Source organism: uncultured Aquimarina sp., from assembly GCF_947495315.1.
Lineage (GTDB): Bacteria > Bacteroidota > Bacteroidia > Flavobacteriales > Flavobacteriaceae > Aquimarina.
The window spans coordinates 139,340-165,340 of record NZ_CANLYD010000005.1 but is presented as its reverse complement, the minus strand read 5'-3'; the positions used below and the strand labels follow the sequence as shown (position 1 = coordinate 165,340).

Here is a 26,001-nt window from a genome sequence, read left to right as displayed (position 1 = left end):
GTAATTCGAACATTCAAATCGTATAAAAGATGTCATAAGCTGGTTGAATAACGAATAAAGTTACTAATTATAATATATCTACTTAACTCTCTTTAGTACCTTTGTGATTATGAATAAACCGCTGGCAGAAAGAATACGCCCTAAATCATTAGAAGAATATTTAAGCCAAGAGCATTTAATTGGTGATGATGGTTCGCTAACTAAACAAATTAAAAAAGGAATTATTCCTTCTTTAATTCTTTGGGGTCCTCCTGGCGTAGGAAAAACTACCTTAGCTAATATCATAGCTAACGAGTCAGATAGACCGTTTTACACTCTTAGTGCCATTAATAGTGGTGTAAAAGAAGTACGTGAAGTAATTGATAAAGCTAAACAAAGCGGTGGGTTATTTACTTCTAAAAACCCAATCCTATTTATTGATGAGATTCATCGTTTTAGTAAGTCTCAGCAAGATTCTTTGCTGGGAGCTGTAGAAAAAGGTTGGATCACATTAATAGGAGCTACTACAGAGAATCCAAGCTTCGAAGTAATTCCTGCTTTGCTATCCCGCTGTCAGGTATATGTTCTAAATCCTTTCGGAAAAAAAGAATTAGAAGCCCTACTTGATAGAGCTATGCAACAAGATGACTATTTACTATCAAAAAAAATAAAACTCAAGGAAACAGAAGCATTACTTAGATTAAGTGGCGGAGATGCTAGAAAATTATTAAACATTTTTGAACTAATAGTATCCAGTCAGGATCAGGATGAGATTATAATTACCAACGATCTTGTTTTAAAACTTGTACAACAGAACACAGTACGATACGACAAAACAGGAGAGCAACATTATGACATCATTTCAGCATTTATTAAATCTGTTAGAGGAAGTGACCCAAACGCAGCGGTCTATTGGTTAGCACGAATGATTGAAGGAGGAGAAGACCTAAAATTCCTAGCACGTAGGATGCTCATATTAGCATCCGAAGATATTGGCAATGCCAACCCTACCGCTTTGATTATGGCTAATAATACTTTCCAGGCGGTTACTACTATAGGCTATCCCGAAGCCAGAATCGTATTAAGTCAATGCGCTGTATATTTGGCAACTTCTCCAAAAAGCAATGCGTCTTACATGGCTATTAATAAAGCTCAACAATTAGTGAGGCAAACCGGAGATTTGTCTGTGCCTTTGCATATAAGAAATGCTCCAACTAAATTAATGAAAGAATTGGGTTATGGTGAGGATTATAAATACGCCCACGATCATAACAATAATTTTATACATCAAGAATTTCTTCCTGAATCCATAGAAAACACAAAGCTTTATGAGCCAGGTAATAATCAGCGTGAAAATGCACTAAGAGCTTTTCTAAAATCACGATGGGGTGATAAATATAATTACTAGAATTACTGACGAGCAAAAGTATCAGTAATCAACTTATCAGTCACCGGATTAATTCTTTCCAGAATAAAATTCCCGTATGCATCAAAATATCCGATACCACTTAAATCACCTGCTTGTATAATATAATTATTCTTCCTGCTTGACTTAAACACTTTTCCAATAGAAGTAGATTTTGCATTTTTCTTTTGCATTAATTCAAAACCGTATACTTTACTTTCAAAAAAGAATATTTCTTCATTATAGATAAAAGAAACCGCTTTTGTTACTGACATTTTTTTTGAAAGTTTATCTTGAGTTTCATTTGTTGCCTCTACCCTATCATTTTTGGTAACCGGAGCTTCTTCTGATACGACTGGTTGAGCTGAAACCTTTGGTTGCTGAACTGAATTATTTTCATTTTGCACAGAACCTTCATGTTTGCCATTATACTTATAATTTAGGTACTCTACATCTTTAAACGCATCTCTAAGAGCCTCGTGATAGGATTTTTTAAAATCTTTTTCTCTACTTGTTCCCTCTTTGGAACTAAAAATAATTTCACCATTACAATCAATTAAGTCAACAATAAGTTTTGTCTTCAATAATCCTGATTCTTTTTTCACATCAGCCCTTAACCCTTTACATCCATTCTTTTTTAGATCATCCGGCAATTCATCTCCTCGCATAAAGGCTTCAAAACCATACTTTTTAAATAAAAATTTCGTCAATGAGTTTAACTGATACCCATCATTTTCCTTTAAAAACATATACCCTTCTGGGACAATGACGTATTTATAATCATTTACACTCTGTTGAGCAGAAAAGTTGATAGTAAAGAAAAGTGCAAGCCCAAAAAATAAAATACGTGTCATATTCATTACATTATTACATTAAATCCTAATTGAACAGATACTCCCCTAGCATCTGCAAGATTAGAATATTCTAAAAGATTATTTGCCGAAATATAGAAATTAATTTTGTTAATATGGGTAGACATTAAAAAACCAATATTCTTATAAGAATAATCATCGACTGTATATGTCAGTTTTGTTCTTAGAAAACTAGACAAGCGCTTATAATAAAACAGTGATGCTGCATACTGCGGTCTTTTGGGTCTAAACTGCGTAAAAATCTGTAATCCAAAAGCGTCCTGATAAGGAGGGTCATTACAATCGCAGGTACCGTCATCATACTTATTATAGGAATACTTTATAGAACCGTTAAGTTTTAAAGGACGTAAAGCAGCGTAACTCGTATTAAGAGTATCGATAGGTATTGCTTCTTCTAACTCGTCTAAAACATCCTGACCATTATCATCTGTAATCGGAGTCTCTATTCCTTCAAAAGCAAAACTACCTCTAGCTCTGTAGGTCTCAACATCCTTCGTATAAAAAATCATTCCTAAATCGGTCATACTACCAGTAACAGTCAATTGATCTTCTAATTTATAACTAAATCCAATATCCACACCAACACCTAAATTTCCGCCCAGAAATGCTCTTCCTAAAAACTTATTAAGCACTTGTTTTGCTCCATCAGAATTATCTTCAGATTCAATGTCGCGCAAAGAAGCATATCCTGCAGTTTGCAAACTCACATCTGCATCACTTATTAAATGCTGATATATGTTATTTCCCTGAGGCGTCTCTATCGTAGTAAAAGTTCCTCTATTTTTTGTGCTTCGAAAATTAAATATACTAGAATAGAGCTTTGCTCTTGCACCAAACGTAAGCTTCTTATTTACTTTTTTATTGTAGCCAAAATGGTAAACAGTTAAGAATTCTCCGGTAGCGCTAATATTAGAAAATCGAAACGGAACATTAATAAAATCTTGATTTCCCTGATATGCTAATACTGCAAAATCTTTTGGGAAATAGACAATCAAATCAAGTTCCTGATATATACCTCCAGAATAGTATAAATTCTCATCATTTTTACTTCTCCATCCAAAATTTATGAGATCTAATTGCTGTGTAAGCGTAAAAAAATCATTGCTCCCCAACGTATTTATGGTATTTTCAATCTTATCATTTATATCCCTACCGTCATCAGCAAAAACATCATAAATCGAAGCTCCTTTAAACCCAACATTAAAATGTATCTGAGATAGAAATGGTACTCCAGCATGATACTTAAAATTTATGTCCGCGCCTGGATTAAGCATTAATGATTGGGGCAAATCTGTAAAATCATATAAGGTTTCTTTATTCTGAGAATATAATGAGCATCCCAACAAACCTAAAAGGCATAGTAAGATTCTCATAATTGATAATTTACATAGTAAGTAGCCTTTGATCTTATTTGCAAGGCTCCCCTTAGATCAGAATTTAAAGTTGGAACAATAATTTCCGTAGCTATTTTTTGAGCAGAAGCTAATTCATTTAAAGTTGCATTGTTTAATGGTTCAAAATCTGAAAATGATATAACAGGCTCTGTTCCTTCTCCTAATCCTGCTAGCACTTCAATATTATATAGTTGTCCTATCGGTTGACCTGCTTGTGTTAAAAACTGAAACTGGATCGTGAATGCTACTGGAATAGTGTTCCGAACTTCCATAGTTAACTCTACCCTATCTAAATTATCTATAGCAAAATCTGTACCTACTAAATCATAATTTATGGTATCTCGTAAAACTTCTGGAGGAATTGTAAATTCAGTATTTGGAGGAGTACCTTGAGGAATATTATCCTCTATATCAAATTCTGAATAAATAAAATCTGCTTCAAACACAGGTGTAAGAACAACCTCATCAAGTTGCTCAAAATCGAGTTCCTTGACACAAGAAGCTGTCATCAAAATTGCGCCAATAAATAGCAGCAATGCATAGGTTTTTTTTATTTTCATCTGGGGGGAGTTGTTTAGTAATAACGAAAATATACAAATATTTATTACTAAATGTAAGTTTTTATCTGATTTAATGCTGAAACCTGTATGGCTTTTGCCGGCAATTGCTCTTGGTGATAGTTAAAACATATTGTCTTGATCCCCATAGTTTCTGCACCGACAATGTCTGCTTCATAATTATCTCCAATCATCAAACTCCTATCAATATCGGCACCGGAAACCTTTAGAGCATGTTCAAAAATAATAGGATTAGGTTTTTTAACACCAACCTCTTCGCTATTGGTTATGGTTTTAAAATAATGTCTGATTTCAGCATTAGAAAGTTTTGTATGTTGTACCTCTCTAAAACCATTGGTAATAATATGTAACTGATATTTTGGCATTAAATACTCTAACAACTCTTTTGCGCCATCAATTAAATAATTATTAAGAGGCAAAAAATTAATATAATCATCAGACAAAGCATCTATAACCTCTAATGATAATTGTTTACCAAAAACAGCAAAGGCTTCTATAAGACGTCCTCTACGAAGTTCTGTTTTAGTTACTTGTTCTTCTCTATATAATTTCCAGTAACGTAAATTTATAGGCTGATATACTGATAAAAATTGATCAATAGAAATCTGAATTTCGAATTTATCGAACATTAACTGAAACGCCAAAGCCGAATTTTTATCAAAATCCCAAAGTGTATGATCTAAATCAAAAAATATGTGATCAAGCTTTTCTATTTTCATCTTTATTCCAAATAAATTCCAATATAGATTTCCAATAAGTTTGTTCATTGAGTTCACTAAACAAACCATTACTAAAAACCGGAATGAATAACCCGTTTACCTTTTTTATTTTGTCTATATAAGCATTTAACTCTTGCTTTACAGCATATTCATTTTCCGCATTCTCAAAACTTTTGGGTGTACAACAAAAAGAATGTATCACCAATGGTGTCTGCACCTCATAATCCAGATCATAAAACATGAAAGGAGTACAGGTTCCAGCTCTAAAACCAGAATGCCCTGGATAACCCATAGAATAGTCTTCTTTAACTTCTAATTCAATAAAATTCCTGTAAGCCTCGGGTAACTTTATTTTATAAAAAGCACATAACGAATATTGCAACTGTCTGTTTACAATATTCTCGATTCTCATTTTCTCTTTTTTTAATACTCCTAAATCCGAAATCGCTTCATAAGACACCTTAAGGCCAATATCTATATAATCCGAAACGTGTTTAATTATTCCTCTATGCTCAGGATTATTATGATTGATATTTTTCTCATAATTTGTATAATCGCCCAGACCAAAAAACATAATACATTTCCTGACATTCTTTTTTTGTAAGTCAATAATAAAATCAAAGGTATTATATGGATCTTTTTTCAATCCCAACATTACCTTTATTCTATCGGTTACTTCAGTGATTTTTAACTGCCAAAGATCCCGTATCCCCCCTCCTATTGATCTCAAAATTCCTTTTTGCCAATACGCAAAGGTCTGATTTACGTATAAAATAGGAAGAACACTAAATTGCTTTTCCTGAAATTCTATATTTGGATATTTTTCTTTTAAAACATTCTTGAATTTATATGACCATATATCAACCACTGGTTCTTCCAAAAATCCGTTTGTGTAAGCTATACTTTCTGTAGCAGTAAATCTTCCAAGTTCATCTTTTACATGCGGAAGATATTCCTCATACCTGGTTAAGAGATAAAACGTAGCTGCAAAAATGTCGAATGGTAATACTGCATTCGCATGTTTTACCTGAAAAAAACACTGAGTATCTTCCCAAGGAAAAACTTGAATATCCACCTCATTAAATCCATGCTCAAAAAGTAAATCAACACTTTGAAAATAAAGTTCTTTCCCCAGTGGCTGTTTACCATATGACAGTTTAGGTCCATCATGTGCAATGAATGACTCTATTTTAGAAGTAAAGTCAACCTCCAATCCCAAAATTCGTTTACAGATATGTCTAAACGTATAAGATACTCTGGGAGTTATTTTTTGAACATAAACTAATAGCATACTTCTGTTTATAGCATTACTTCATCTGCAAAGCTAAAATACTTCTTTTCTGTTATTATTAAGTGATCTAATAATTTTATATCTAAACTTACTCCAGCGTGTTTTAGCTTTTGAGTTAATGCTTTATCCGAGGAACTAGGAATTAACGATCCACTAGGATGATTATGAGCCAAAATTATAGAAGTTGCACCAAACTCTAATGCATACTTGTATACAATTCTTGGATCCACCAATGTTCCTGTCTTCCCTCCAATACTGATCTGTTTTTTCTGTAATACTTTATTTGAATTATTCAAATAAAGCACCCAAAACTCCTCATGTTCTAAATCTCCTATAAAAGGATTGAGAATACTATATGCATCTTTACTATTAGTGATTTTAGACATCACAGGATCGTCTTCTTCCTTCCTTCTTCTTCCTAGCTCCAATCCGGCAACAATGGCAATTGCTTTTGCTTCTCCTATACCTTTAAAGCCCATTAACTGTTTTACCGAGAGTTTTCCTAATGAATTGATTTGATGATCTACACTGGCTAAAATTCTCTTACTTAACGCCACAGCACTTTCATCGCGATTTCCCGAACCTATCAAAATAGCAATCAATTCAGAATCACTGAGCGCATTCTTCCCTTTAACCATTAATTTCTCTCTTGGACGATCATTCTCATCCCATTCCCTGATAGAAAATGAAGAATTATATTCACTCATAAAAAATTTTAACACAGTTTTATTCCCTAAACACTTTAAGACATAAGTATAAACTATTTATCTCAAATACAAGATATTATTATCCGAAAAATACCAACAAATATTGTTCACAGTGTTCATGTTTACGGATTGATTAAACATATATTTGTTTGAAAATGAAAGTTTTACTATATTTGACCACCCATAATCTAAAAACATTGAATTTAACAACTTCAAATTAACCTATTTATGAAGAACATTTTTACTTTCGTATTATTACTAGTTACTATTAGTTTCTATGGACAAGACAATAAACGTATCAGCTTTTTAAATCTAGTAGGAAACCACATACAAGTACCTAGAGGATGCCAAGCACAATCGGAGTTTGAATTACTAGCCTGTAATGGAACATCAATTAAGTGGGATTATTATAGCGATGATATGTTAAAAGATGTCTTTTACGCTACCATTAGTGCTTTTGCAGAAGGAAAGAGTGATGATGAACGAAGCGAAGTTATTTTTACTTCTTTTGGAAGTGAGTTGAAAGGTTTCAAATTTAAATTTGGAAATACTTTCCAATACTTTTTACAAGGAAAAATTAAAGACCAACCCTTAATGATGAATCTTGGAACACCTTCAGATATTTCTGCCAATGGTGATTTAGAAGGCATACTAAAGCTTGTTTTCGAAAAAGTAGGTTAGCAAATCTATTTTCTTTTTTGTTTTATTGAAAAGTTATTTAATAATAGCTTAGGATATCTATATCCAATTTTTAAAATAATTCTGTTATTTTTGAGTATTGGATACTAAACAATATAAGATATGAAATCCCTCTTTGATGAAACTGTAAAAAACGAAATAGAAGATCGCATTCATAAATTATCTAATGACAGTGCTCCGGCATGGGGCAAGATGGATATTTCTCAAATGTTTTATCATTGTCAGTTTCCACTTAAAATTGCATTAAAAAAAGAACACCCACCAATGAAACCTAGTTTATTGGCTAAGTTATTCTTTAAAAAAGCAATGTATAATGACAAACCATGGAAGAAAAGTCTACCAACACACCCAAAACTTAAAATAGTAGATGCTAAGGTTTTTGACGAAGAAAAACAGACTTTATTAAAACTGGTAAACGAATTCTCTGAAAAAAGAACTATTACCGAATGGGATCCGCACCCTATGTTTGGAAAGTTCACAAAAGATCAATGGGGTAAAATGCAATACAAGCATTTAGATCATCATCTACAACAGTTTAACATATAGTCTGTGTATCCACCAAAACATCACCAAGACTATAATACGGAGAATATTAAAAGTGTAGCAGTTGCATATCCATTTGCTACCATAATTTCTGCACAAGGAACAAAACCTTTTATTACTCATGCACCTCTTATATTTCATGGAGATAAACTCGTGGGACATATCGATGCCAATAATCCGCATGTAGAATTATTAAAAGACAACTACCCTATCATTGCTGTTTTTCAGGGACCACAAACCTATATTTCACCATCTATTTATACTACAAAGCAATTACCTACCTGGAATTATATCATCGCACACGCAACAGGAATTGTAAAAGAAATTAAAGATCCTGAATCTATAAAAAAATCTATGGTTACTATGACAGAGTTCCTCGAGGCTCCTAATCAAGATTTTAAATTATCAATAGGAGATCCGCGCATGGATCGTTTAGTTCCTTATATACATTGTTTTGAAATTGAAGTACAACAATGGGAAGGAAAATTTAAACTTAGTCAAGATAAAGTACCTGCTGATATTAAAAATGCTAAACAAGAATTAATCAAAAACAATCAGAAGAGTGTTTCTGATTTTGTTAATGGATTGTTTGAGAAGCATTTTTAATATAACATCTTAAAACCTGTTAATCTATTATTACCTCCCTATAATTAAAAGGAAATTTACGTTTAATCATCTTAACTTCTTCCTTGCACAATTTAAATTGTTCATTATTAAAAGAATAATCAAAACAATCCCCTTTATCTGATAATACCTCAAGGGCTTTTCTCTTTTTCAAAATAACTTGCTTATAGCAAGATAATACATCCATGTATTCCTGATAAGAAAGGTCTTTGGAATATTCGAGTTCAAAATAAACATCTTCTCTAATATATCTTTCGAATACTTTTTTTAACTCTTTATCTCCTACATTTTTTTGCTCTCCTATAGTATAACCATTTTCAACCAGTATAGTTTTTTTAGTAAGTCCTTCTAAATAAATCATATCTAACCTAGGTGGCATTGGAAACTCGGGCATTAAATAATCGGGAATTCTAATTCTTGTAGCAATACCATATTTAGGATAACGCTCAACAAGTTTATCATTGTTTTTAGTAACATATTTAATCCTATAATAACCATTAATATAAAGTATTTTCTCTAATTTTTTCACAATCTTAATTGGTGTCTCTTTTGCTGCTAACAAATTAATTGTGGTAAAATCCTTCCTATACATTTCATTCTCAATACTTTCCAAATAGTCATTATATCTATCCAAACCTATCCTAAAATCTCCTCTACCATAAATAACATAATACTTTCCTTCATCCCAAAACAATTTAAGGGTCATATATGAAATTATAGGCTCATAATTTTCGTATTCAGAAACTGGCAACTCTATAGTAGGATTACTTTCTTCCATTAGATCATTTATTTTTCGTGAATCTAATGGATGATGCAAAGCTAAAACCAAAGCAATAATCGTTAATATTAAAAAATGTAGGATTTTTGCTCTTAGTCTATTCTTTTTGATGACCTGACCTAGAGTTTTCCAGCTTTCCAAAAACAAGACAACTAACAATAAGACAAATACAAAATAATACTGATGGATGAATTCAAAATCTATGAACATAGAAACCATCAAACCAATAAAATAAGCAACTTTTGCAAACCAATACACAAAATTAAACGCAAGAAATATATGATCATTAATAATTCGTTTATGCTTTGTGGAATGATTCCCAAATACTCTTTGAGGTCTGCTTAAACAGAATAAAACAAATGCTGAATTACCTAATACAACTGCTAATCCAGATGATAAAACATTGTTCCAATATTGTCGATAGGGGCTAAATTTTATAATTCCGTTACTATCATTAAATCCTAATTGAAATATTCTAAAAACTTCAACAAAAATGGTTAAAAAAGAATACACAAAAAATATTGTAAAAAAACCAATTCCTAACCCAGTTATGAGTCTACTTAAACTTATCTTTTTAAAATCAAAATTGTTACCTCCAAATTTCCTTTTTACCATACCATGCCTCTTCCTAAATAATTCCTCTACAATATTGGTACTATTTATAATCATAGTGTTACATCATTAAACAGAAAAAGGTGTCACAAAAATGCAACACCTTATTTTTATCTTTCTGTAAACTTAAATTAAATCATCTCTTTCACCTCATCAAAGTCTAGTCCTCCGTAATTACCACTACTCATAAGTAACAAGGCAGAATCGGTAAAATCTTTTTGTTTTAAGTATGATTTAAACTCCTTCGGATTCGTATAAATAATAAGATCATCTCTTTTAAAAGCTCTTTCAATCTGATCTGCAGACACCTCTTCTAACTGTTTAATTTTTACAGCATTTGGTGAGTAAAACACTACAGCTTCATCAGCTGCATTTAGTGCGCCTTCATACTCCTTTAAAAACTCCGCATTTAGACTACTATACGTATGTAACTCAAGACAAGCCACTACCTGCTTATCTTTATATTGCTCCTTAACAGCATTGGTTGTTGCACTTACTTTTGACGGACTATGTGCAAAATCTTTATAAGCAACAGCATTAGAACTCTCTGCAATTTTCTCCAATCGTTTAGAAGCCCCGGTAAAAGATGCAATTGCCTCGTAAAACTCATCCTCATCAATGCCCATATGTTGGCAAATCCATTTGGCTCCAGCCAAATTACTCAAGTTATGTGCCCCAAAAACTTCAATAGGCATCTCCCCTTCTGGTGTTTGTAGTAAGGTCTCCCCATTTTCTACTCTATATTCTGGCGTATTATATGGTATTTTCCGAATCTGATTTTCTGAGTTTTCAACTACTTTAACTACTTCAGGATCTTCTGCATTATAATTTATGCTTCCTCCACGAACAATACTGTCTACAAAAACCTGAAACTGTTCTACATAATTATCAAACGTTGGGAATACATTAATATGATCCCATGCAATACCACTTATCAATGCAATATTAGGTTGATACAAGTGAAATTTAGGTCTTCTATCTATAGGCGAAGAAAGGTATTCATCACCTTCCAGCACCATAAAATCATTATCTTCTGTGAGATGCACCATCGTATCAAAACCTTCCAGTTGAGCGCCCACCATATAATCCACTTCCTTTTCGTGATAATGTAATACGTGCAAAATCATAGAAGTTATGGTAGTTTTTCCATGAGAACCACCGATTACTACACGAGTTTTATTCTTAGATTGTTCATAAAGAAATTCGGGATATGAATATATTTTCAATCCTAATTCCTGAGCTTTATTTAATTCCGGATTATCTTCCTTGGCGTGCATTCCTAAAATAATCGCATCAATATCTTTAGTGATTTTTTCAGGATACCAACCAAAAGTTTCGGGCAATAACCCATACCGATCTAATCTTGATTTTGATGGTTCAAAAATCACATCATCACTTCCGGTTACCTGATCTCCTTTTTGATGCAGTGCCATAGCCAGATTGTGCATAGCACTACCTCCTATCGCAATAAAATGTACACGCATAATTATATTCTTGATTCGAAAGAGTAAAGATAAAATTAATTGCGAAGTTAGAATTATGATTTACGATAAAACAAAAAGTCTGTTAGTTTTGGAATTTATTTATTTTTCACTCAACTAGCCTCAAACAACATCCTCACGCCCAAACATACCCACATACTCAAAAACTCTCACACTCAAAAACTCACCTCTTTGACTAAACAAAACAAGGTTTTCCCTAATTTATCGTTGCAATTATGTAGCTTTATATAGTTATTTACTTTCTTCAAGCTTTTATCCAATAAAGATTGGTATAAGACTTGTATTATTGTTTTAACAAACACAAAAAATCAAACAGATGAAAAAATATATCATTCTTGTTTTCATACTCTTTATTACAAACCTAAATTATATGATGGCTCAAGATAACTATCAAAGCGATTGGAAAAAAGTAGAAGATTTTGACCAACAAGGGCTTCCAAAATCTGCATTAGAAGTTGTAGAAATGATTCACACTAATGCTAAAAAAGTTAATAACACGAATCAAGCTACTAAAGCATTACTCTATAAAGCTAAGTATAATTTAGTATTAGAAGAAAATGCACAATTAAATATCATCAAGGAATTTAAAAGTGAAATTGCTAAAAGTGAATTTCCTAGAAGAAATATTCTAGAAAGCATTTTAGCCAATCTGTATTGGCAATATTTTCAAGAGCATCGATGGCAATTCTATAACAGGACTAAAACTTCTGAAAAAGTAGATAAAGAAGATTTTAGAACCTGGGATTTAGAAACTTTATTTGCAGAAATCCATTTGTATTATGAGAAATCATTAAATAACGGTCTATTAGCCCAACAAACAGATCTTGTAGAGTTTAATGATATCCTTTCTCAATCCAATGATTCTAAAATCTATAGACCTACGCTTTTTGATTTTTTATCACATAATGCACTAGCGTTTTATAAAACTTCAGAAACCAATATTACCAAACCAGCATATGCATTTGAAGTAGATTCTCCTGATTATTTAAAGAGCTATGAGGAATTTTCTAGACTGAATATCACAACGAAAGATTCATTATCGTTACAATTTCACGCATTAAAAATATATCAAAACCTCATCAATTTTCACAAAAGAGATAAGCAACCTGATGCTTTAATCGAAGTAAATATAGAGCGCCTGAAGTTTATCCACGATAATGCTCTATTTAGTGATAAACAAGAACTGCTACTAGCAACTTTGGTTTCGGAAAAAGAAAAACATCAAAATAATGCTTCTTCTACTTTATATGACTATGAAATTGCAACGCTATACCAAACCCAGGCTTCAACGTATATACCTACCGAAAATGAAACACATCGATGGGCACTTCAGAAAGCCTTAAAAGTTTGTGAAGAAGCAATTACTAAATATCCAAAATCCAGAGGAGCTAATAATTGTAATTATTTAAAAGATCAAATTCTTGAGAAACAAGTAAATTCTATCAGATTGGAAAGTTATATTCCGATTAACAAACCAACCAGACTTCTAGTGAATTATAAAAACTTGGAGTTACTATATTTTAAAGTTCTAAAAGTCAAACAAAATCAATTAAAGTCATTTCAGGAAATTTATAAACAAAAGGAGAAAATCGCTTTTCTGAATAAATTATCTGTTGTCCATTCTTGGAGTTCCACAATTCGTGACGAAAAAGACTATCAAAATCACACTACCGAAATTGCAGTTCCCGAATTAGAACAAGGAAGTTATATTATCGTCGGATCAACCACAAAAGACTTAAGTGAAGAACACACATTTTCTTTTGGAAATCTTCAGGTCACAAATATTACCCTAGTTGAAAACAAAACAGCAAGCGAAACAAAATTTCAGATAATAGATAGAAATAATGGTGCTCCGATTCCTAAAGCCACTATCAAATTGGTTTCTAACAACCAAAGAAACAGCTTAAACCAAACCTTGACTACTAACGAAAAAGGAGAAGCTTCTTTTTCTAAAGAAGGTTATTACTACAATGTTTTGGCAACAGTAAGCAAGGGAACAGACAAAGCTTATTTTAGTGGATTATATCTTAATCAGTATGCCAGCACCAATGAACCTGATATAAGTACCAGACACACCTCGTTCCTTTTTACAGACCGAAGTATTTACAGACCAGGACAAACGGTATATTTTAAAGGAATAATGATGGCTGCAACAGGAAAAGAAAATCCTAAAGTGGTAGCCAACAGGCAAACCTTTGCAAAACTTATTGATGTAAACGGGCAACAAGTTAAATTATTGAGCTTTATAACTAATGAATATGGATCCTTTGCAGGTGAGTTTATTCTACCATCCTCTGGATTAACCGGTAATTATACAATTCAAACAGATAATTACAATAGTACTTCGTTCTCTGTAGAAGAGTATAAACGCCCTAAATTCGAAACAAAATTTAACCCGGTTACTGAAACGTATAAAGTTAATGACAGTATCAAACTTACCGGTACTGCCACTGCCTATGCAGGTAGCAATATCACCGATGCTAAAGTAGTATATCGCGTATACAGACAAATACAATATCCACGCTGGTGTTATTGGTTTCCAAGAAACACCGAAGAACAGGAAATCACACATGGAGAAACTAAGACTAATGACACAGGTGAATACAGCATCACATTTGCTGCGCTACCAGACAAAAGTATTTCGAAAGAAAATCAACCGATTTTTACCTATAAAGTAATTGCAGATGTTACTGATATCAATGGGGAAACGAGAAGTACCACTACCTATGTTAATGTTGGATATCACGCCTTAACCGCATCCATAAATATCACTTCCGAAATTGACAAAACCAAAAAAGATAACACACTCAGTATCGCTACCCAAAATTTAAATAATGAATTTATAGCAAATAGTGGAACAATAAAAATCCATAAGTTACAAGCACCAGATTGTCCACTACGTACTCGCCCTTGGAAAGCACCGGATTATAGTAGCTTTACAAAAGAAGAATTCAAAAAATTATTCCCTCATGATGCATATGGCAATGAAGATGATTTTAGAAATTGGGAAAAGGGAAACATGGTTTTTGATAAAACCTATGATACCAAAGAAACTAAAGATAATGAGAAAGGTACTAAGGATATATCTTTTGGAAATATCAAAAAGTGGGAAGCTGGTAAGTATATTATAGAACTTAACACTAAAGATAAATTCGGACAAAAGGTAAAAGACATCAAATACATTACTGTATTTGACCAATCAGATAATACTATTTCGGATAATAAATTGTTTGAAATTACTACGAATAAAACAACCTACACTATCGGAGATGAAGTGATGCTAAAACTAGGTTCTGCTTCAGAAGATATGTATGTAACAATAGATATCGAAAAGAACCATAAGGTTATTGAAACCCAAATTGTAAAATTATCCAATAATAGTAAAACCATTAAAATACCAGTAAACAAAGAAGATCTGGGTGGATTTGCGGTTACATACAGTTTTGCTAATTATAACGCCTACAAAAGTGGTACTATGCCTATTGCAGTTCCTTATGAACCTTCAGAACTTACGATTGAGACTAAAACATTTAGAGACAAGCTACAACCGGGACAACAAGAAACCTGGAGCTTTACAGTTAAAGGTCCAAAGGGAGACAAAGTAACTGCCGAACTGCTGGCGAGCATGTATGATGCTTCATTAGATCAGTTCAGACCACATCAATGGTATTTCAATCCGATTAACAGACCTATTTACTATTCATATTCACAACGAAAAGCTGCCGGAAGCTTTACCCAAGGAAATTTCAATATTTATAACGGGTATACGCGACACACTAGTTTCCATCATCAGGGGTATGATCAATTAAACTGGTTTGGGTTATACTTTGGCAATTCTTATTATTATGGAAATGGTCTCGCAGGAAGTGTACGAGGAATGAAAAGAAGCAGAATGGCTAATAAAAGTGCTCCCGCTCCGATGGCAATGGAAATGGTTGCTGATGATGCAGAAATGGAAGAAGTTGCCGTATCTGGGAATGCTGTGAAAGAAGAAAGTGAGGCAGATTCATTGGGTCATGTCGAAAATAAAAATAATGTAAAAGAAGACAAGAAAGAGCCATTATTAGAAGGAGTTAAAATTCGTAAAAACCTACAGGAAACCGCTTTTTTCTTTCCGAAGTTAACCACTGATGCAGAAGGGAATGTAAGTTTTAATTTTACAGCTCCTGAAGCTTTGACCAAATGGAAATTACAGCTACTTGCACATACCAAAGAACTAAATGCTGGCACACAAGTATTAGAAACGGTTACCCAGAAAGAATTAATGATCTTACCGAATCCTCCCAGATTCCTGAGAGAAGGAGATCAAATTACCCTGAGTTCTAAAGTATCTAATATTTCTACTAAAGATCTTACAGGTATTATAGAATTACAATTGATAGACGCTTTAACAGGAAAATCCATAGATGCAGATTTGCAGAACGCAAATATTCGTCAGGATTTTTCTGTAAAAGCAGCAGGGAACACTAATGTATCTTGGAACCTTCAGATTCCAGATAATGTACAGACAGTTCAATATAAAATTGTAGCCAAAGCAGGAGATTTCTCTGATGGTGAGCAGAATGTATTACCGGTATTATCAAACAGAATGATGGTAACAGAGACATTACCGATGTGGATTCGTTCGAATCAGACCAAAACATTTACGTTAGATAAGCTAAAGGATAATACGTCTACTACGTTAAAAAACCATAAGCTTACCTTAGAAATGACTTCTAATCCAGCGTGGTATGCTGTACAAGCACTACCCTACTTGATGGAATATCCGTATGAATGTGCCGAACAGACATTCTCCAGGTATTATGCCAATTCATTGGCTAGTCATATTGCCAATTCTAATCCAAGAATTCAGGAAGTATTTAATCAATGGAAAAATACCGATGCCTTACTAAGTAGTCTGGAAAAAAATCAGGAGTTAAAATCTTTGATTATCCAAGAAACTCCTTGGTTACGAGATGCACAAAGCGAAACCGAACAAAAGAAACGCATCGCACTGCTTTTTGATCTTAATAAGATGAATAACGAATTGCAGAGTGCATTAAATAAATTACAGCAAGTACAGTTTAGTTCAGGAGCATTTCCTTGGTTTAAAGGTGGAAGAGAGAATCGCTATATCACACAACATATCGCGGCTGGTTTTGGGCACTTAAAAAAATTAGGTGTTACAAAATTTGAGAGCAAGACTCAGAATATGCTACAAAAAGCGGTTCGATATCTGGATCAGGAATTTGTAAAAGAATACAATGAGCTTAAGAAATACTGTGAGCGAAATAAGATCGATATCAATAAAGATCATCTAAGTTATACACAGACACACTATTTATACATGCGTAGTTTCTTTTCGGACATCAAAAGAGCTAATAGTACTAATGAAGCTTGGGAGTATTATATGAGACAGTCTAAAAAGTATTGGCTGAACAGAAACTTATATTCACAAGGAATGTTGGCTTTGATATTACATCGAAATAATGATGCTACTACGGCTACCAAAATCATTAGATCATTAGATCAAAAAAGTATCACTAGCGAAGAATTGGGTATGTATTGGAAATCGAATACCGCGAGTTGGTACTGGTATCAGGCACCAATAGAAACCCAGGCGTTAATGATTGAAGTTTTTGCGGAGATTGAGCAAGAGCCTAAAAAAACAGAGATTGTAGATAATCTTAAGGTTTGGTTATTAAAGAACAAACAGACCAATCGTTGGAAAACCACCAAAGCCACTACAGAAGCCGTATATGCTTTACTATTACAAGGCAGTGATTGGTTATCTGTGACCGATATGGTAGAGATTGTATTGGGCGATCAGAAAATTGATCCAAGCCAGATGGACGATGTAAAAGTAGAAGCCGGAACGGGATATTTTAAAACTTCCTGGAACGCTAATGAAATACAAAAAGATATGGCTACAGCCAAAATCACCAAAAAAGGAAAAGGGATTGCTTGGGGAGCTTTGTACTGGCAGTATTTTGAAAATCTGGATAAGATAACATCAGCAGAAACTCCATTAAAACTAAAGAAAAAATTATTCCTTAAAAAGAATACAGATACTGGTGAGGAGATTACAGAAATCACTGATAAAACACAATTACAATTAGGAGATTTGGTAAGAGTTCGAATAGAATTGCGATCAGATCGAACTATGGAGTTTGTGCATATGAAGGATATGCGCGCATCTGGATTAGAACCCATCAATGTGATCTCACAATACAAATATCAAGATGGATTAGGATATTATGAAAGTACTAAAGATGCTTCTACTAATTTCTTCTTTGACTATTTACCAAAGGGGGTTTATGTTTTTGAATATGATCTGCGTGTTAACAACAAAGGAGATTTCTCTAATGGTATCACTACGATCCAAAGTATGTATGCACCAGAGTTTAGCAGTCATTCTGAAGGAGTACGAGTGAAGGTGGAGTAATCATCAGTTTTTTCAAAGTGACTAAAACCATCTTAGAAATAGCTAAATTAATACTAAACAGATATGACAAAAAGTTTATTCTTGTTTGCAATTGCATGTATCCTATACAACTCAATCATAATTGCTCAAACAGATAAAGATAAAGCTCAAGAGCTTTTGAAAGAAGGCATCCAACTTATGGACAATGGCGCAATCGATGAATCCATTGAGATTCTGAAAAAAGGGACAAAACTATATCCAGATAGAATAGATTTTCCATACGAAATTGCATATGCCAACTATCTAAAAAAAGAATATAAAAAGGCTATCAAAATATTAGAAAAATTGACAGATCACAAAGATGTGTCAGATTACATTTACCAACTTTTGGGAAATAGTTATGATTACATCAAAAAACCAGAAAAAGCATTAGAAACATATCAAAAAGGGATGAAAAAATTTCCTAAATCCGGTAAGTTTTATCTGGAATCTGGGGTTATAGAGGCACTAAGAAAAAACTATAATGAAGCAATAGTATTTTGGGAACAAGGAATCAAAGTAGAACCTAATTACCCTTCTAATTACTATCAATTATCTAAACTATTCTCCAATACTGACGAGAAACTGTGGACCTTATTATATGGTGAAATATTTATGAATTTAGAAGCCGGATCAAAAAGAACTTCGGAAATAAGCAAATTACTTTATGACACTTATCAGGAAAGTTATGAAGTATTGACAGATTCTTCCGGTCAATTCAATATTACTAAAAAAGGTTTTGAAATAATTATTACTGATAAAAAGGATATGAAAGATCTTAAAAAAGGGATACTCCCTTTTGCCGGGACCTATGCGAGTGCGTATGCATTTGCTGGAATTAATTTTCATTCAGGAATCGATATTAAGTCGATCTACAATGCAAGAAAAAGTTTTTTAGATTTTTGGTTTGAACAGAAAAAGTTCCATAAACAGTATCCTAATAAAATACTCTCATTCCAAAAAGAAATTCAAAAAGAAGAAATATTTGAAGCATATACTTACTGGTTAATTTCAGAGGGGAATCCTGAAGAATTTGAAAAATGGTATAAAGAAAGTCCTGAAAAATTCGAGAAATTTGCAACTTGGTTTAAATCTACATCCATAGATATCAAAGAAAAGGATTTGTATTCTAGAAGAGATTATTAAGTTAAAACTTGTCTTTTTGATAACTCCTATTAAAAATCAAACTGTTTATTTTAATTGCTATATATGTCAAAAAACGATGAAAAACGTGAGATTTCTTGTGGAATATCTGAACTCAATAAAGAATAGCTCGAATGTTAGAAGTTTCGAAAAGAGGGATTGGAAAAATAAAAAAACGGCTTAGAACACGATATACGTGATCATAACAGCTAAGTAATAAATCTATAGGTTGTTGTACTTTTGCAATGGCGCAATGCTTGCAAAAAGGTAAAGTAGCAACCAATGCCTTGAAAAATCGAAAAGCGCGGTAACATTTTGCTCTGCTACGACACATATATTAAAAGTTGCGTTTTTAAATAAAATGAATAAATGAAATTTAACTTATTTAATAAAAAGAAAAAACCAATCAACATCAAAGAGGAATGGAATAACCTCGGAAGCAAATATGCCAAAGAGATTAATGAAATGGTCGAATTTGGAGAAAAAAACGGATGGGAAAACTGGAAAGGAACAGAACCAGTAGACAAAAGAGACCACTTAGCAGATGATATCTTTAACCTCTTAAAAAAAGCAAACGAGACAAACACTGTCAAAGAATTTAGGAATGACTATCCTCCTTCTCACGGTCCATTAATCAAGTTTTTGGAAAAGAAAAGCCAAAGTATAGAACAACTACAATTTATTAATGAACAGAAAATTGTATTCTTAACAGGAACATCATACCAAAAAAGGCAGGCTTATATTCTTGACAATGAAAATTCTTTAAAATTAGATTCTTCTATTAATGCTATAGGTAAATCCAAAAAAAATAATGTCTTTGCTATTGCAACTGAAAACAAAATAATAACTACTCAAGGTTGGGAAGGAGATATAATTTCGACTTTTGAATTAAAAGAGGCTAAAAATTTAGGAATAACGGAGTTAATCCCATTTAATGATGGGCTTAAAATTCTACTAGTCACTTCTGAAGGCATATATCTAATCACAAATGAATCTGAAAAAATGATTCATCCCGTACCTGATTTAGAGGATAAAGATTGGAATTCTTATATTGATATGGAAAATGCAACCTTATCTAATGACAACCGATTTATTGTGGTTGGAGACCAATGTTCAGAACATAGAATTTTAGACGAAGAAGGTTCGCAAATAGGTGGAATTGGGCAGCAATCAGAATACCCACATTATTGTCTTTTTTCTAAAAATGACAATCAACTAATTACGAATTCCTGCCATTTTTATAACGGAATTACAATTGGAGTATCAACAGATAATTTGAATGGAATTGATATTCCTGAATATGAAGAGAGTCAATTATACAAAACCATAGACGAAGGAATGCGTGTTTATTGTGGAGTTGCTACTTCAGACGTTTACATTTTAGGTGATGCTCACGGATATATAAGAGCAATAGATCACAATGGAAAATGTATCTGGAGGCATTTTTTAGGCTCAACAATCAGTGGAATTACAATATCAGATGACGAAAAAACATTGTGGATAGGTTCTTATTCTGGTATGCTTCATAAATTACAATTAGGAAAAGGATTTAGAGATAATCATACCATAGGTAATGGAAATCATTATGAAGATTTCCGATTGATTTTATGGAAAGAAGAACCTGTAATGAAGTGGTAAATAAAAATAACTAAACATACAAGAAATATTAAGTACAAGCTAAAAACAGCTTAGGAAATGAATTTAAAAATCTATCACGTAATACTAGTATTGTTTTTGTTTTCTTCTTGTAAAAAGAAACCAGCGAATTTTAATACAGAAGAATTAAATGGAGTCTGGTCAGGCCTTTTATTCCAAACTAAAACAAAATACGATTCGATAGTCATAAGACCTGCAAAATCACCTGAAAATGTTATTCTATACCAAAATGGAAAAGCTAATATCTTTAAATTAGAAAAAAAGGACAGTCTTTTGACTTTCACAGGTGATTCAGGACTAAGATTTGATGCGACTTTTTCCAATAACACAAAGTCGTTATATGGTGTGATTACTGATAATCTTTGGACTCAAAGTTTGCAGTTTCTGAAATCTAAAAACTATTGGATTGCCAAAATAGTTAAACCCGAGATAATTGACACAGATTATCAAGTATATCTAGAATTTTATAAAGATAGCATAGATGTTATTAAGGCAAAGATTCAGAGCAACAAAGAAAACAGAGAACTACATTTTAAGATTGATTCTGTTTTGATCAATGGTAATGAAATCAATTTTAATATTACAAATAATAGGTTTGGGATCTCAGCGGAGTTTAATGCAGAAGACAACAATCTTTTATTATCTTATGGTAATACGGGCGGAAAAAGGAAAGTAAGTATGACCAAACTAAATCCGTCAAAAATGGATGGGTACAAACCACTAGCTAATCAAAATTACACTTATAAAACTCCAGACGCTATTGATTCTCATATTAAAACCGCGTCTTTAGATGATGTTGGAATTAACAAATCAATGTTAGCATTAATGCCCAAAATGAATAGTGGCAAATATGACCATATTCATAGTATAATAATCACTAAAAATAATAAACTCGTTTTTGAAGAGTATTTTCACGGGTACGATAGAGAGTATCTTCATGACATTAGATCTTCCTTTAAATCAATTTCATCCTTGTTACTTGGAAAATCAATGATGATGGATAAAAACATCCAAGTCAATAATCCTATTTTAAATTACTATCCCGAATATAATATTTTAGATAAAGACAAAAACGAGATAACCATTCATCACTCTTTAACAATGAGTACAGGTTTGAAACTAGAAGACGAAGATGAAATGCAATGGGATAATAACGATTGGGTTGGTCACAAGTTGAATCTTCCAATGAAGCACGAACCTGGAAAAAAGTATCAATATTCATCTGGTGGAATGAATTTATTAACTGGAGTTATTCAAAAATCTACAGAAAAGTACTTACCTCTTTTCCTATATGAAGAAATTCTAATTCCAATGGAAATCTATAAGTTTCAGATGAGGACTTCCCCACAAGGAAGAGCATACTTGCCAGGAGACTTTTATCTAAGACCAATTGATTTTACAAAATTTGGACTTCTAGTTTTAAATAAGGGTGTATGGAATAATCAACAAATTATAAGCTCTGAATGGGTTAGCACCTCTACCCAACCATATATTAAAGGAAGTTGGCCGAAAAATTCAGATTATGGATACTTATGGAGACTATTAAAAAGAAATGTTGGAGGTAAACAAATGAAAACTATTGAAGCTTGGGGCAATGGTGGACAGTTTTTGATTATCATTCCTGAAATAGAAATGACTATCACTTTTACAGGAGGGAATTACAATCTCTTCCCAGAAATGGAAGAAAAACCTCTCAGTTTATTAAACGAGTTCATTTTACCCGCAGTAGAATTGAAAAGTAACTAGGCCCAACATCGCATAAAGTTAATTACTATTACGATCCTGCTTACATTAGTCCTAGCCGACTTCTATACGTGATTTATTTCCTAAATTTAGTGCTTAATCCACATAACTATTCTTATACAAACACGTCGCCAACATATCCAAAAAATGATGAAACGAATTATAACAATGTCATTTTAGGACTGATATTTTTGAGTTGTTCAGAAAAGTACATTGCACAACAAAATACCCTGTGAAAAGCATAGCTATAATAGTATTTTCGAGGAGTTTTTGCTTATTTAATTAAACTACCAAATTTTCATAAACCAAATAAGAAATAAAAATGTCAGGATAAATCGATTGGTTCAGGCTTGCTTTCCTTGATCAGATTCATATATTTGGTGGTAGCGATAATCAAAAAAAAGCACAAAATTATTGGAAATTAAAGTAGAGTTAATAGAGAGTATTGGAAAGATAGTTGTTTTTATAATGGTCATTCTTTCCGTTTTTCTTTTTACTGTTAAAACCAAAAACAAGTTATCAAATAGGTTATTTGGCATCTACTTATTAGTTATAGCATTTGATCTGATTGGTTTGTTCACCAACAAAACGTTAGAATATCCCAATATCCAAAATTTAAAGACCTCTTCTAGCCTACTACAATTACCCTTATTTTATCTTTATGTATTATCCGCTTGTTATTCTAACTTTAGGATTACAAAAAAACACATTGCACATTTCTTTTTATTCTTATTATTTGTTATCATTTTCAAGATAACTGCATTCTCTAGCCAAAGTTTATGGTTCTTTGAAATAATTGGAGAATTACAATATTTCGCATACATAATTACGGTATTTATAGTTTTAAAAAAATACAAAACACTATATCTTGAAAATTATTCCAATGCAAATTATGCAATCTACAAATGGCTATTTCAGATTACAATATTCTCTTGTATAGCGCATACATTTGTTATTACAAGATGGTATTTATCTAATTCTATGTATCAAGAATATGTCCTAAATATGAATATAATAATAAGCCTTTCTGTCTTATCCATAACTATATTCTTTGTTTTAAAAGCATTATATCAACCCGAACTTTTTACGGGTATTAATATAAATTTAAAGCCAGTAAGAACAATTATTGAAAAGAATTTATCTCAGAAAAATGTTCAAAAAAACCATTCCGAAAGTAAAAATCTAAAAAGGCTTACTTCATTTATGGAAACCGAGAAACCATACTTAGATTTTGAGCTAACATTACAAAAATTAGCATTACAATTAGATATTTCCGAAAAAGAATTATCCATATTAATCAATCATCAAATAGGGAAACATTTTTTTGACTTTGTAAATGAGTACCGTATAAATGATGCAAAACTACTACTACAAGATCCTACTAAAAAAGAGTTTACTGTTTTAGAAATCTTATATCAGGTTGGTTTTAATTCTAAATCATCTTTTTATACCGCTTTTAAGAAAGCGACAAATCAAACACCTACAGCCTACAGAAAATCAAACAACTAGCAGTAGTCCGACTTTAAGTCAAACCCATTATTTAGTCTGAAATCAGTCCGACTTTCTTTACTCGGACTTCTAAAACATTAAAATAATTCAGATTTGTATCAAATTAAAAAAAATAGATACTCATGAATTATATCTTAAAAGCAACAAGGGTTATAGCATTATTACTTTTCTCTCAGTCAATTCTGGCACAATATGAGGTTATTGAAAAGGGAACAATTAAAAAAATAGATTCTTTATTTAACTTCTATCATCAGGATAACCAGACCGGATCTGTAATGTCTATTATACAAAATGAGAAAACCATTTATCAGAACTATAAAGGACTAGCTAATATAGAACACCAAATTCCAATATCTAATTCTACTGTTTTTAACATTGCATCTGTTTCTAAGCAATTCACTACTTTTCTTGCAATGCTATTAGAAGAAGAAGGGAAACTCTCTTTTAATGATGATATTAGATTCTATATAAAAGAGCTTAAAGATTTACCCAATAAAATAACAATTAAGCAACTTGCTAATCATACACATGGCTTGCCTAATCCAGATGAATTATCGCACCTAAAAGGTGTAGAAACAATGAATCATAAGGAAGTTGTTGAAATGTTATTAAACATAAAACAAACTAATTTTGAAGCCGGAGATAAACTTGTATATAATAATACGGGATATATATTACTGTCTATAATTATAGAGCGAGTAGGTGAAAAATCATTTAAAGAGCAACTAGAAGAAAAGATTTTCACTCCATTAGGAATGAATAATACAACTGTTGTTGATAATAAAAATACTGTGATTATGAATAAAGCATATTCATATAACTTAAGCGGTAATAACTATATAAAAAATCCGGTTAAACTTTCTACGATTGGATCATCTGGTATTTTTACAACAATAGAAGATTTAGGTTTGTGGGTTAAAAATTATCAAAAGATAACTTTTGGAAAAAGGGAGTTTTATGAAAGAATGCAAACCATAACTGTTCTAAATTCTGGTAAAAAAACAAACTATGGTTTAGGTTTACAACACGATAAACACAAAGGTATTGATGTCGTATTTCACGGTGGAGGTACAGAAAGTTATCGTTCATACATTCTTCACGCACCAGAACACGAATTATCACTTATCTTTTTATCAAATAAGGGAGGCATGTTAGGATTGGATGTTATGTATAATGCTCTTGAAATTATTTTAAAAGATGCTATTCAAGAAAAGAAAGTAGACAAAACCGTAAACAATAAAAACCTAAAAAAACTAGAGGGAACTTATGAAATATTTCCAGGCTCTTATTATACATTTATTGCAGAAAAAGGAAATCTATATTTTCAGGAATTTGGAAGAACAGATAAAACGCTGCTTCCTGTACTAGATAAAAACGTCTTTAATTTTCCGCTTATCCCACATTCTAGGTTTACATTCTATAAAGACCATGTTGATTTTCATATTGCCGATATGACGTATCCCTGCGCAAAAACAGTTTTAAAATTACCAAAACCAGAGAGCATAAACTTATATAACTTTACCGGAACATATAAAAACACCGAACATAATACTTCATATGATTTGGTAGTAAGAAACAATAATTTAATTGCGACGCATAATAATAAAAGTTATGACATAGTACTAAAACCTCTAGGAAAGAATAGTTTTTATGGTAACCAATCATATTTTGGAAAAATAGATTTTATAACTAATACTAATGGAGTTATTGAATCTTTAAAAGTATCCGGGCAGAATCTAAAAAATATAGTTTTCAAAAAATCAATTGAGTAAACAAATACGTCATATAAAAATCAGTCCGACTTT

The 26,001-nt window shown here is 32.2% G+C and carries 18 protein-coding genes; 10 read left to right on the top strand and 8 right to left on the bottom strand.

What is annotated here, in order from left to right; translation table 11 throughout:
* The first annotated feature begins 109 nt into the window (after positions 1–109).
* Positions 110–1,387 carry a replication-associated recombination protein A gene (locus tag Q0910_RS10840; protein ID WP_298318731.1) on the top strand — a complete coding sequence of 426 codons (1,278 nt, stop codon included), beginning with the start codon at positions 110–112 and terminating at the stop codon, positions 1,385–1,387.
* A 2-nt stretch (positions 1,388–1,389) separates the two neighbouring features.
* On the opposite strand, the gene Q0910_RS10835 is transcribed toward Q0910_RS10840, so the two are convergent.
* The 6 genes from Q0910_RS10835 to radC are packed head-to-tail and all read right to left on the bottom strand — an operon-like array spanning position 1,390 to position 6,945.
* The gene (locus Q0910_RS10835) at positions 1,390–2,238 is read right to left on the bottom strand and encodes a hypothetical protein (protein ID WP_299215900.1); all 849 of its coding nucleotides are present in this window, start codon (positions 2,236–2,238) and stop codon (positions 1,390–1,392) included.
* A gap of 5 nt (positions 2,239–2,243) precedes the next feature.
* Positions 2,244–3,629, bottom strand: coding sequence for a DUF5723 family protein (locus Q0910_RS10830; RefSeq protein WP_299215897.1), 1,386 nt, complete (start codon positions 3,627–3,629; stop codon positions 2,244–2,246).
* Positions 3,626–4,210 (bottom strand): hypothetical protein, encoded by a 585-nt coding sequence (locus Q0910_RS10825; RefSeq protein ID WP_299215894.1) that lies wholly within the window; start codon positions 4,208–4,210, stop codon positions 3,626–3,628. The genes Q0910_RS10830 and Q0910_RS10825 overlap by 4 nt, the downstream gene beginning before the upstream one ends.
* A 47-nt stretch (positions 4,211–4,257) precedes the next feature.
* Positions 4,258–4,947: a YjjG family noncanonical pyrimidine nucleotidase gene (locus Q0910_RS10820; protein ID WP_299215891.1), complete on the bottom strand. Its 690-nt coding sequence runs from the start codon at positions 4,945–4,947 to the stop codon at positions 4,258–4,260.
* A complete protein-coding gene (locus Q0910_RS10815; protein ID WP_299215888.1) occupies positions 4,928–6,238 on the bottom strand; it encodes a polysaccharide deacetylase family protein in 1,311 nt (436 codons plus the stop codon). Before Q0910_RS10815 ends, Q0910_RS10820 begins: the two co-directional genes overlap by 20 nt.
* 8 nt (positions 6,239–6,246) lie before the next feature.
* Positions 6,247–6,945, bottom strand: coding sequence for a DNA repair protein RadC (radC, locus tag Q0910_RS10810; protein WP_299215886.1), 699 nt, complete (start codon positions 6,943–6,945; stop codon positions 6,247–6,249).
* Positions 6,946–7,173: 228 nt separating this feature from the next.
* Here radC and Q0910_RS10805 point away from each other — a divergent pair, with 228 nt between their 5' ends.
* The 3 genes from Q0910_RS10805 (at position 7,174) to Q0910_RS10795 (ending at position 8,793) form a co-directional block, all read left to right on the top strand.
* Positions 7,174–7,626 (top strand): hypothetical protein, encoded by a 453-nt coding sequence (locus tag Q0910_RS10805; protein ID WP_299215883.1) that lies wholly within the window; start codon positions 7,174–7,176, stop codon positions 7,624–7,626.
* Positions 7,627–7,746: 120 nt separating this feature from the next.
* Positions 7,747–8,190 (top strand): DUF1569 domain-containing protein, encoded by a 444-nt coding sequence (locus tag Q0910_RS10800; protein WP_299215878.1) that lies wholly within the window; start codon positions 7,747–7,749, stop codon positions 8,188–8,190.
* Between the two features lie 3 nt (positions 8,191–8,193).
* Positions 8,194–8,793, top strand: a complete 600-nt coding sequence (locus Q0910_RS10795) for an FMN-binding negative transcriptional regulator (RefSeq protein WP_299215875.1) — start codon at positions 8,194–8,196, stop codon at positions 8,791–8,793.
* Between the two features lie 19 nt (positions 8,794–8,812).
* On the opposite strand, the gene Q0910_RS10790 is transcribed toward Q0910_RS10795, so the two are convergent.
* Both Q0910_RS10790 and Q0910_RS10785 read right to left on the bottom strand, forming a co-directional pair.
* Positions 8,813–10,258, bottom strand: coding sequence for a hypothetical protein (locus Q0910_RS10790; RefSeq protein ID WP_299215872.1), 1,446 nt, complete (start codon positions 10,256–10,258; stop codon positions 8,813–8,815).
* A gap of 74 nt (positions 10,259–10,332) precedes the next feature.
* Positions 10,333–11,685, bottom strand: a complete 1,353-nt coding sequence (locus Q0910_RS10785; RefSeq protein WP_299215870.1) for a Mur ligase family protein — start codon at positions 11,683–11,685, stop codon at positions 10,333–10,335.
* Positions 11,686–12,019: 334 nt separating this feature from the next.
* Here Q0910_RS10785 and Q0910_RS10780 point away from each other — a divergent pair, with 334 nt between their 5' ends.
* The 6 genes from Q0910_RS10780 (at position 12,020) to Q0910_RS10755 (ending at position 25,968) form a co-directional block, all read left to right on the top strand.
* Positions 12,020–18,127 (top strand): alpha-2-macroglobulin family protein, encoded by a 6,108-nt coding sequence (locus Q0910_RS10780; protein WP_299215868.1) that lies wholly within the window; start codon positions 12,020–12,022, stop codon positions 18,125–18,127.
* A gap of 63 nt (positions 18,128–18,190) precedes the next feature.
* Positions 18,191–19,291 carry a hypothetical protein gene (locus tag Q0910_RS10775; protein ID WP_299215865.1) on the top strand — a complete coding sequence of 367 codons (1,101 nt, stop codon included), beginning with the start codon at positions 18,191–18,193 and terminating at the stop codon, positions 19,289–19,291.
* 366 nt (positions 19,292–19,657) lie between these two features.
* Positions 19,658–20,926 carry a hypothetical protein gene (locus Q0910_RS10770; protein ID WP_299215862.1) on the top strand — a complete coding sequence of 423 codons (1,269 nt, stop codon included), beginning with the start codon at positions 19,658–19,660 and terminating at the stop codon, positions 20,924–20,926.
* Between the two features lie 57 nt (positions 20,927–20,983).
* Positions 20,984–22,690 carry a serine hydrolase gene (locus Q0910_RS10765; RefSeq protein WP_299215859.1) on the top strand — a complete coding sequence of 569 codons (1,707 nt, stop codon included), beginning with the start codon at positions 20,984–20,986 and terminating at the stop codon, positions 22,688–22,690.
* 411 nt (positions 22,691–23,101) lie between these two features.
* Entirely contained in the window at positions 23,102–24,196 is a 1,095-nt protein-coding gene (locus Q0910_RS10760) for an AraC family transcriptional regulator (RefSeq protein WP_299215856.1), read from the top strand.
* A 122-nt stretch (positions 24,197–24,318) separates the two neighbouring features.
* Positions 24,319–25,968 (top strand): serine hydrolase domain-containing protein, encoded by a 1,650-nt coding sequence (locus tag Q0910_RS10755; RefSeq protein ID WP_299215853.1) that lies wholly within the window; start codon positions 24,319–24,321, stop codon positions 25,966–25,968.
* Positions 25,969–26,001: the final 33 nt, after the last annotated feature.